Here is an 8071-nt window from a genome sequence, read left to right as displayed (position 1 = left end):
TATAAATGTCAACACAAATATGTACAATTTTGCTTGCGTAAGGATGTACAAAATCACTCGTTTTCTTGCGTTAAATGAGCCTTTAATCGATAAGAATCACCTACAATGGTTACGACAGTTGCGTGATGTAAAATACGATCTAAAATCGCATTCGCTAGTTTAGTCTCTTGAAAAATTGTATCCCACTCTTTGAAATTTACATTTGTAGTGAGAATCGTACTTTTCTTTTCGTATCTCATGTCAATGAGCTGAAAAAAGAGCTTCGCATCTTCCGCATCTATTGGCAAGTAACCAATTTCATCTACGATTAAAAGCTTGTACTTGGCATAATGCTTTAAACGACTTTCTAAACGGTTTTCCAACCGTGCTTTCTTCAAATTCTGGATTAAATCATGGCACTTAATAAAATAAGTACTAGTTCGTTTCTTCGCTGCGGCAATTCCGATTGAAGTGGCCAAATGGGTCTTTCCAACACCACTTGTACCCAAGAAAACGATATTTTCATTCTCCTCTATAAAACGGAGCGTTAAAAAATCTAAGATTTGTTGTCGGTTAATGGAGGGTTGAAAATCAAAATCGAAATCAGTTATTTCTTTACGATGTGGGAATGCACCTACTTTCACCATTGCCTGTGTCATATTTTGCTCTCGGACATCAATTTCATAGTTCGTTAATTTAATCAAAGTATCATTAAAGGACAATTGATTATTTACACTAAAGTCTATGACTTCATTTAAATGTAACGTCATTTGCTTAAGCCCCAGATACTCTAGATTCTTTAATAATTGCTGATGATTTGTTGTTACTTGATTCATTATTTATACACTTCTCCAATCGCTGCTAAGTTCTTTTTCGCTAACTCATCAATATTAGGATAGTTAGGCATAGAAACCCCTAGTGATTCCTGATAGTGGGTTTCTTGATAATTTAATTTCTTCCCACTTAAGGGATGTTGTGCGATGAGCTCCGTGTTATAATAAACCCATATTTGATCATCATACACTTGTAGTCCAACTCTCTTTCCTTGGTATTTTGCTGGTACCGAGTATTGATTCGATTTGTAAGAAATCATGTTGGAGGCATTCACCTTTACAAGCTTATGATTGATTCGATAGAAATCTCTTACTTGGACAGTTGGTAGCTGGTGTAAGAGGTTCTTTTCTTTTTTAAATTCTAATACTGGTATCTTGCCAGTCCCCTGATGTACCTCATGATTGACTCGATTACATAAATCCTGTACAAATCGGTGTAATTCTTCTAAGGTCAGTTGACCTTGATAAGCATGAATTTCATCTAATAGTTTCATCGTTGTTTCTACTTTTCCTTTTGTACGTGGTCTGCCTGCTACACAAGGTTTTACTTTAAAACCAAAGTCGTTAGCGAATTGTGCAAACTTATTATTCACTTTTCCGCTAGAAAATTCTGTTCTAGCTTCATCCATAACTGTTTTCATATTGTCCGTAATTATCTCTGAAGGAACACCACCAAGTGCTTCAAATGTTTCCGTTAAAAACGAAAACAATGTACTTTGTGATTTAGAGATACTTAGATGGAACGTGCGGAACCTTGAATAAGAAAGAACAAGAACGGCCACATTCACTTCTACCTGTTGACCATCCTTAGTATCAAATAGAATACTTTCTTTCCAATCTAGTTGTGCTTGTTTACCTGGTGCTGTTTCAAAACGAGCTGCCCCTTTGGGGGAGGCAATCTTTTTGTCCTCATCAAAATAAGCTTTAAATTCTGGTATTCTAGCTATATACGCCCTAAATGTAGAAGCCGAACAATCAAGACCATGATTATCTTTTAAATATTGCCAAAGCACCCTCCGATAATAAAACTTCTGTTTCGAATCCTCCGATAAAAGTGCGGCTATAATTTCATAATATTCATCAAGCATAGATGCCTTTTTCCTTGTACGTTTTGGAATAAACCCATTGAGATATTTATCGATTGTTCTACGATCTACCCCTAATTCCCTAGCTAATTCACTTTTATTAATTTTCATCTTTAACTGCTCCATTACTTGTTTGAATTTTCCTAAATCTGAAAGACTCTTAATCTCAAAATCTGTTTCAATATTTAACTTTATGTACATACTAATCACCCAATATTAGTATGTAATTCATAATCAATTTTGTACATCTTTATTCAAGCACGTTTGTACATATTTAAATTATCATTTCTACGCTGTCGCTTCGTGTTTCCTATATCTCAGTCGATGCCCCTCCAGTTTGTACGGCGATGAGCAAGGGCGCTTGCGCTTTTCTTAGGAGGACCTGATTAATTTATAAAAACGTAAGAAAATCTAACAAAAATATATTAACAAAATATTCTAATGATATAAAAAGGATATAAAAGTAAAATATTGCGAAATAACGCACAAAATAAAATAAAATTTCAGAATTTATAAATAAATTATTGAAATTTTATTTTTATGTTTTATAATAGATGTTAAGAAAGGTAACGAGGAGTGTGAGGGGTGTATATATTAGGAATCGATGGTGGTGGAACAAAAACCACTGGAGTTATAACAGATATAAATGGAAAGATTATCGCCATTCATACGGTAGGTGGAACAAACCAAAATGGTTCGAATAAAGAAGCGATTAAGCAGAAAATGAAAGAACTGCTAATGGAGCTGAAAAAGCAAAAAAAAGAGGCTTATTCAAAGCTTGCTGTTGTTTTCGCGGGAATGTCTGGTGTAGAGAGTCTAGAGGGGAAACAACTAATTGAACAATCTATTTATAAACATATAAGCACATCTATTCCTTTGATTGTTGATAATGATGGAGTAAATGCTCTTTATTCAGGAACTTTAGGCGAACCAGGAATCGTTCAAATTGCTGGAACAGGCTCGATTACCTTTGGAATAAATGCAAATGGAGAGCGTGGTAGGGTTGGAGGATGGGGCTATTTGCTGGATGATGACGGAAGTGGGTATGCTCTTGGAAGAGAAGCATTAATGGCAGTTTACAGATACTATGATGGATATGGAGAGCAAACATTACTAACAAAATTCTTCCTAGAATACTTTCAAACAGATACTCCAAAAGAAATGATTCCGTCTATTTATCAACAAGGGAAAGCACGAGATATTATCGCTCCACTAAGTAAATTAGTTGTTGCTGCAGCAGACAAAAACGATGCAGTAGCTAAAAAAATCGTAGATAAATCTTCTCTGAATATGGGAAATTCCGTTTTAGCTCTAATAAACAACTTATTTTATGATCAGAAGCAAAAAGATCCAATAAAAATCATTTTAGCTGGCGGTGTATTTAATCGTGCAGATTTATTTATTCCTTCTTTAAAGAAACATTTAGATGCAGCAAATGTGCAAACTGAGCTCATTGTGCCAGAGATGCCACCAATTGCTGGCGCTGTTATAGCTGGATTAAAGCAACTACGAATACCGATAGATAATAGTTTAGTCAATGAATGGAAACACCTTTTATATCCTGTTTGAAATAAAAAGTCATAATTTTTTATATATTAACGAAATAATATTTCTGATTGTATCGTCTAAAAGTCAAAAACCTTAATGGAAGAGGTTCAAGATGAAGTATATAGAATGGAAGGAAAACTGGACAGAAGACATTGTTGATTTATGGAATAAAGAGCTAGAAAAGGTATTTCCAATGCAACAAACGTTGTTTAAGCAAAATAGTTTAGAGGATAAAAATATTGATTGGTCTGCTTCATTGCTTGCATTAGATCATACAGATAGAGTGGTAGGTTTTATTATCGTTAAAAGGTGGCAAGAAACCATTGAAATAAAGATGAATCCTAATGTGGCATGGATACAAGTGCTTTTAGTTGATTCAGATTTTAGAAAGAACGGAATTGGATCGACATTACTGTATAAGGCAGAAGAAAAATTACAGAAGACAAATATGGAAAAAGTATGGCTTGGAAAAGATCCTTGGCATTACTTTCCTGGTATTCCAAGTGAGTGGAAAGATTCACAAAAGTGGTTCGAAAAAAGAGGTTACGAGAATCACGGGAAAGAAACAGACTTGATTTGTAGCTATTCAGATGATTTATCCGTTGAATTCCCAACTTTTAAAGACGTAGAATTTCGTTTATTAAAGCCTAACCAACAAAAAGCGTTTTTAAATTTTTTACATACCTCTTTCCCTGGTAGATGGGAATATGAGGCGATTAAATATTTTGAAAAAGGTGGGCTGGGAAGAGAATTTGTTCTTTTGGTAAAAGGAGGAGAAATTATTGGATTTTGTCGGATTAACGATATTAGATCACCAATAATTGGCCCTAATGTATATTGGTCTCCTCTTTTCAATAGTGATCTAGGTGGTATAGGACCTTTAGGCATTAGTCAAAAGGAACGGAAAAATGGGTATGGAATTACACTTGTACAGGCAGCCATCTATTTTCTAAGAAAAAGAAAGATAAAACATCTCATAATTGATTGGACTGGCTTGGTAGCATTCTATGAAAAACTTGGATTTCAAAAATGGCAAGAATATGAGACATATAGTAAAAGATTAATAAAGTTAAGGGATACTGTTAGAGAAAAATAGAAACCGGATATTGAGAAAGGCGTGTAGAAATGAAAGAGAACCTTTCAGTATTGACTACAGAGCAATATAATGAACGTTCCCAAAATATAGATCAGCTTTCTACGAAAGAAATCATTACTTTAATGAATGAAGAGGATAAGAAAGTAGGGGAAGCGGTAGAAAGAGTTTTGCCACAAATTGAAGCAGCAGTTGAGACTGTATATCAGTCGATAAGAAATGGAGGAAGACTATTTTATGTAGGTGCTGGAACAAGCGGAAGGATTGGCGTCTTAGATGCATCAGAATGCCCACCAACTTTTTGTACTCCACCTGAAATGGTACAAGCGCTAATTGCTGGAGGAGAGACAGCGATTGTGTCAGCTGTGGAAGGAGCGGAGGATAACTTTGATAGGGGAGCAGAAGATTTAAGAATAAGGCAAATTTCCTCGGATGATGTCATTATTGGAATAGCCGCAAGTGGAAGGACGCCCTATGTAAAAGGGGCATTACATTATGCAGGAAAGCAGCAGGCAGCAACAATTGCTCTATCTTGTAATTTGAATGCAGAAATAAGTAACTACGCCAAACAAAAAATTGAAGTAGTGGTTGGCCCAGAGATATTAACAGGCTCTACTAGATTAAAATCTGCCACCGCTCAAAAGATGATCGTGAATATGATAACAACAACAACCATGATTAAATTAGGAAAAGTGTATGGAAATTTAATGGTTGATCTAAACGCAAGTAATTTGAAACTACTTGAAAGAGCAAGAAATATTGTAATGAAATCAACGGGTGTACCTTATGAAGAAGCCGTCGACGTGCTAAATGCTACCAATCAACGTGTGAAAACAGCGATTGTCATGCTACAGGCGAAAATTTCGTTGGAAGATGCGAATAAATATCTGGATCAAGCAGGTGGATTTATCCATAAAGCACTTAAAATCGCAAAAGAAGGAAATGTGGTATGAAATCAAATGTTTTGAAATTTCTTCAACGAGAAGTGGAATTAGAGAATATACCTGGTGCAGTTGTTAAAGTGTCTTATAAGGGGGAAATGCTTGTTCAAGAAGCTGTTGGTTCACGTATATCATATCCTAATCCAGAGCCAATGCAGCTAGATACACTGTTTGATCTTGCATCGTTAACGAAGGTTGTTGCAACGTTGCCTGTTATTATGAAATTGATTCAAACAGGAGAAATCCGATTAGATGACAAGGTGTCTTTTTTTCTACCTTCGTTTCGTGTTAATGGGAAGTCTGCTATTACTATTCGTCATTTACTTACCCATACTTCTGGATTGCCAGCACATCGGCCATTTTATAAAGAATCATGGAATACAGAAGAGATCATTCAACAGATATGTAAAGAGGCTCCGATGAATACTATTGGGGAAAAGGTGATATATAGTGATCTTGGTCTTATTCTATTATATAAGCTTATTGAAATTATTACCCAAGAGGAGTTTACGACCTTTGTAAAAAGAGAAATATTTGATCCGCTTCATATGACTGAAACCGGTTTTAATCTTCCAATGGAAAAAGAAAGGTTTGCCGCGACTGTGTTCAGCGAGAAAGTAGCTAGCTATAAGCAAGGTATTGTCCATGATGAAAATGCAGAAAGCATGGGTGGGATAAGTGGGCATGCTGGATTGTTTTCAACTATGAAGGATGTCTCTCGTTTTGCGGAAATGATAGAAAGTGATGGGGTATACAATGGAAAGGAAATTCTACCAAAGAGTATATTACAGCTTTCTAGAAAAAATTTTACTCCTTTTGATGAGGAGTACAGAGGGCTTGGCTGGATATTAAAAGGACAAGCAGGCTCTTCTTGTGGGGACTTATTTTCAGATACCTCCTATGGGCATACAGGTTATACGGGGACAAGCTTATGGTTTGATCCAGAAATAAAACTACATGTAATTCTGCTTACAAATAGAGTCCATGGTAAGAATCAAGAGGCAATTCTTCGCCTACGCCCCAGATTACATAACTTAATAAGATCCTATTTTTAAAGAGAAGGGAGAGGAGATAGTATGACCAAACAAATTCATTTAGTCATTGTTGGTGCTCATTGTGGAGATGGAGAAATACAAGCTGGTGCCATTGCATATAAGTACGCAAAAGCAGGGCATAAGGTAACATTTTTACATCTAACAGCCGGTGAAAAAGGGAATCCGTCGCATATATCAGTGGAAGAATATCGAAAACAAAAAATTGCAGAATCAGAAAAAGTGGCGGAAATATTGGGAGCAGACACAATTACGTTAGACTATAAAGATGCAGAGCTTACATTTAACGATGAGATAATCATACATGTGGCAACGCTAATGCGGAAGTTGAAGCCAACCTTAGTTATCACGCATTGGATAAATAGCATGCATCCAGATCATGCTATTTGTCCAAGAATTATTCAAGCAGCACAGTTAAAGGCAGGACTTTCAGGGTTTGATTTAGAAGGGCTTGCACCACATTATTATGGCTATCTTCATAGTGAGAATTGGGAGGATATGGATGGCTACGTTCCAGATATTTTTGTAGATGTGTCTGAGGAATATGATACCTATTTATCTGCCTTATCCAACTATTGGTTTATTATGAATTCAGCTTCTTTTCGATACTATGACTATTACGAAGCATTGGGTACAGTCAGAGGTTGTTTAAATAAAACGAAATATGCCCAGACCTTAAAATACCCTTTAAATGCAAATATAAAAAAAGGTGCTAATATTCCAGGACTAGAACTTTGATGAAAGGAGCTGAAGAAGTTTGGGGCAATTACGTATGGAGCAAAAGATAGGGCAGTTAATGGTATTCGGATTCTCAGGGAAAGTGATTACAGAAGAATTAAAAATGCTGATTCGAGAACATTATGTTGGTGGTATTATCTTATTTGGGAGAAATATTGGCACGCCAAAGGAAGTACTAAAGCTTACTACTGAATTGCAGAGAGAGGCTAAACTAGCTGGTCATGAATATCCATTATTTATTTGTACAGATCAAGAAAATGGTGCGGTAAGGCGTCTTGGGGAAGGGGCAACCGTGTTTCCAGGAGCTATGCTATTAGGCGCAACACAAAACCCAGAAAATGCGTATGAAATTGGAAGGGCATGCGGAAAAGAATTAAAATCATTGGGGATTAATTGGAATCTTTCACCTGTTTTGGATGTGAATAATAATGCAAATAATCCAGTTATCGGCGTTCGTTCATTTGGAGAGTCGGCAGAAAAGGTAGCGTTATTTGGAGAAAAGGCAATGAAGGGGATGCAAGATGCAGGAATAATAACAACTTTAAAGCACTTTCCAGGACATGGAGATACAAGCGTGGATTCCCATCTTGATTTACCAGTTATTGATCATTCATTGGAAAGATTAGAAGAAGTAGAGCTAAAGCCATTTACTGCCTGTATTCAAAGTGGAGCAGATATTATTATGACAGCTCATATTTATTTTCCAGCTTTAGAAGATGAAGCTTTTTTACCTGCTACACTGTCCAAGAAACTAATTACAGGGTTATTAAGAGAAAAGTTAAAGTTTAACGGAGTGGTTACT

The 8071-nt window shown here is 36.0% G+C and carries 8 protein-coding genes; 6 read left to right on the top strand and 2 right to left on the bottom strand.

The features are described 5' to 3' along the window. Positions 1–53: 53 nt before the first annotated feature. Entirely contained in the window at positions 54–815 is a 762-nt protein-coding gene (istB, locus tag ADJ83_RS18665; RefSeq protein WP_048717505.1) for an IS21-like element helper ATPase IstB, read from the bottom strand. Further along, positions 815–2098 (bottom strand): IS21 family transposase, encoded by a 1284-nt coding sequence (istA, locus tag ADJ83_RS18660; RefSeq protein WP_048717507.1) that lies wholly within the window; start codon positions 2096–2098, stop codon positions 815–817. The genes istB and istA overlap by 1 nt, the downstream gene beginning before the upstream one ends. 384 nt (positions 2099–2482) lie before the next feature. On the opposite strand from istA, the gene ADJ83_RS18655 reads away from it, so the two are divergent. From ADJ83_RS18655 to ADJ83_RS18630, 6 genes are all read left to right on the top strand, one after another. Beyond that, positions 2483–3466 (top strand): N-acetylglucosamine kinase, encoded by a 984-nt coding sequence (locus ADJ83_RS18655; RefSeq protein WP_031539369.1) that lies wholly within the window; start codon positions 2483–2485, stop codon positions 3464–3466. A gap of 91 nt (positions 3467–3557) precedes the next feature. After that, on the top strand, positions 3558–4541 hold the full coding sequence (locus ADJ83_RS18650; protein WP_031539368.1) for a GNAT family N-acetyltransferase: 984 nt from the start codon (positions 3558–3560) through the stop codon (positions 4539–4541). 29 nt (positions 4542–4570) lie between these two features. Continuing rightward, positions 4571–5491 carry an N-acetylmuramic acid 6-phosphate etherase gene (gene murQ / locus ADJ83_RS18645; RefSeq protein WP_031539367.1) on the top strand — a complete coding sequence of 307 codons (921 nt, stop codon included), beginning with the start codon at positions 4571–4573 and terminating at the stop codon, positions 5489–5491. Then, a complete protein-coding gene (locus ADJ83_RS18640) occupies positions 5488–6534 on the top strand; it encodes a serine hydrolase domain-containing protein (protein ID WP_031539365.1) in 1047 nt (348 codons plus the stop codon). Before murQ ends, ADJ83_RS18640 begins: the two co-directional genes overlap by 4 nt. 21 nt (positions 6535–6555) lie before the next feature. Continuing rightward, positions 6556–7269, top strand: a complete 714-nt coding sequence (locus ADJ83_RS18635) for a PIG-L deacetylase family protein (RefSeq protein ID WP_031539364.1) — start codon at positions 6556–6558, stop codon at positions 7267–7269. Between the two features lie 34 nt (positions 7270–7303). Next, positions 7304–8071, top strand: a 768-nt coding sequence (locus tag ADJ83_RS18630) for a glycoside hydrolase family 3 N-terminal domain-containing protein (RefSeq protein ID WP_048718687.1), incomplete at its 3' end; no start/stop codon positions are given.

This window comes from Bacillus sp. 522_BSPC, from assembly GCF_001076885.1.
Classification (GTDB): Bacteria; Bacillota; Bacilli; order Bacillales; family Cytobacillaceae; genus Niallia; species Niallia hominis.
Note: the sequence above shows the minus strand (reverse complement) of the source record. Positions and strands in the feature narration are given on the sequence as shown.

Bases quoted from the DNA above. Each gene is read 5' to 3' on its own strand.
- istB (WP_048717505.1), bottom strand. From the start codon at position 815: ATGAATCAAGTAACAACAAATCATCAGCAATTATTAAAGAATCTAGAG.
- istA (WP_048717507.1), bottom strand. From the start codon at position 2,098: ATGTACATAAAGTTAAATATTGAAACAGATTTTGAGATTAAGAGTCTT.
- ADJ83_RS18650 (WP_031539368.1), top strand. From the start codon at position 3,558: ATGAAGTATATAGAATGGAAGGAAAACTGGACAGAAGACATTGTTGAT.
- murQ (WP_031539367.1), top strand. From the start codon at position 4,571: ATGAAAGAGAACCTTTCAGTATTGACTACAGAGCAATATAATGAACGT.
- ADJ83_RS18640 (WP_031539365.1), top strand. From the start codon at position 5,488: ATGAAATCAAATGTTTTGAAATTTCTTCAACGAGAAGTGGAATTAGAG.
- ADJ83_RS18635 (WP_031539364.1), top strand. From the start codon at position 6,556: ATGACCAAACAAATTCATTTAGTCATTGTTGGTGCTCATTGTGGAGAT.